A 407-nucleotide genomic window follows, 5' to 3' on the forward strand; every position below is an offset into this window, starting at 1 on the left:
GTTAGGATATGGTCGATGATGTACTTATACAACAACGGAAGTCCAAGTGGGATCGAGAACTTGATGATCCCGACGAAGACCGTCAGGAGAATCTGTTTTTGATATGGCTTGACGAACGCCATATAGCGGCGAATCGAGCCTTGTTTCTTACGTTTTGCTTGTGTTGCCACGTGTTTCACTTCCTTCAATTAAAAAAAGACGATGGCGAACCATCATCTCCGATATCTTGTTTCATATTCACGATACCACATATCCACGAAAGCCGGGTTAAATGGACCCTTGCGACTACGAATCCACTGAATCAGGATTTGAACATTATCCTTTAAAATACGATCAATCGCCTTCGGATAGTTCATTTCACGGCGATGTTTCTCATATTCGTCCTCATCGAGGATCATGTAGGACAT

The 407-nt window shown here is 43.0% G+C and carries 1 protein-coding gene and 1 pseudogene; both read right to left on the minus strand.

The window, feature by feature from the left end:
• Positions 1-122, minus strand: a 122-nt coding sequence (locus tag B2751_RS04770; protein ID WP_290773240.1) for a hypothetical protein, incomplete at its 3' end; no start/stop codon positions are given.
• Between the two features lie 90 nt (positions 123-212).
• Positions 213-407 (minus strand): annotated as a pseudogene (locus tag B2751_RS04775) (hypothetical protein); the annotation flags it as partial.

It is taken from the genome of Exiguobacterium sp. UBA6282 (genome assembly GCF_002440475.1).
GTDB lineage: Bacteria > Bacillota > Bacilli > Exiguobacteriales > Exiguobacteriaceae > Exiguobacterium_A.